The 1,323-nt window shown below is 41.2% G+C and carries 2 protein-coding genes; both read right to left on the bottom strand.

Annotated elements, in window-relative coordinates:
* On the bottom strand, window positions 1–1,019 hold a 1,019-nt coding region (locus tag FHQ30_RS12550), incomplete at its 3' end, for a VENN motif pre-toxin domain-containing protein (RefSeq protein ID WP_139625184.1).
* Window positions 1,016–1,323, bottom strand: a 308-nt coding sequence (locus tag FHQ30_RS13320; protein ID WP_500692271.1) for a hypothetical protein, incomplete at its 5' end; no start/stop codon positions are given. The genes FHQ30_RS12550 and FHQ30_RS13320, both read right to left, overlap by 4 nt.

Here is a 1,323-nt window from a genome sequence, read left to right on the forward strand (position 1 = left end):
CCTTTAGGCTCTCCAAGATAAGTCTCTATATTTCTCAATATAACTTTAGGATGATTATTCTCTATTATATTAAAATCGTATTTATCATCATAAATATGATATGAACCATTTTCTCTTTTATTAATCAGAACACTACCAAAAACAGACCAATTTACCCAATCAGTATATTTAACTCTTCCAGATATTTTTTTAGGATTATCTTTTGGGAAACCAATCACCTCTATTTTTGAAGGATCATAATATACAGCCAACCTCTCATCTGTATTAAGCTGATACAATAGATCGGCACTTTTCTTAGTAAGTGGAATTACTCTCTCTGAAATCCCCTTTGCTAACTTATTAGCCAATTCTTGATCGGGCTGTACACGATTAATTTTATCCGGTATCAAATCAAAAATATGAGGGCTAGACCATTCTTTATTATTTTCTGCTCGATAGTTTGAATTCAAAATAGTAGAGAAATAAGAGGATAATCCAAAGTCGTTTTGGTTATTAGTCAAAACATCACTACCTACTTTTGCTTGATCGATTAAATTAATACATCCTACAGGATCAATGGAACATATTTCATCAAAATTTTTATCATTTTCTTTTGATAATAATGTATATTTAATTAAAACATTTCTTTTATCCTCTTTTGTTCTCGCATCTTGATATTCCTCTATAAAATTTTTCGCCTCTACTTCAGTTAAATAATTATTCTCAACCGCACTTTCCGCTACTTCCGCACCACGGTAACCGTCACTGCTGTTATTCGCCACCGCAACACTACTCAGCGCCCCCACAATTTGGCTTAAACCCGAAATCGTTTCCTTCTCACTCGCCGTCAGGTCTTTCGGCGCTTTGCCGTAAAGCTGTTTAGTTAAAAACGCGGCTGCCACTTCACCACTCGCTGCCGCAGTTGCGCCGGCTAAAGCGCTGTTGCCGCTTGCTTGTGCCTCAATCGCGCCCCATAACGCATGGGCAACGATGTTGGCTTCGGTGTTATCTCCGGTCAGTGCTTTGATTTGGCTATTCACATACGGTGACAATCCACCGGCAATCGCCTGTCCTGCACCGCCAAACCTTGTAGCACCGCCGTCACCGCAGCGATTGCTTGCCCGTTTGTCGAGCCTATACCAAACTGTGCATCGATTTTTTTATCTAATGCTGCAGCCTGTCCGGATAAATCTGCGGCTAAAACCCGGTTCCCTGCCTTCTCCGCATCCTTCGCCCGGTCTTTCAACTTGGCAGATTCGGTGCGCTCTTCATAGGTCGCCAGATTCACCGCATTCTTCGCAATATCGCCAATCACCTGCGCCGCTTCCAACCGCTCTTGATACT

This window comes from Testudinibacter sp. 'clade 2', from assembly GCF_006227735.1.
Taxonomy (GTDB): domain Bacteria; phylum Pseudomonadota; class Gammaproteobacteria; order Enterobacterales; family Pasteurellaceae; genus Chelonobacter.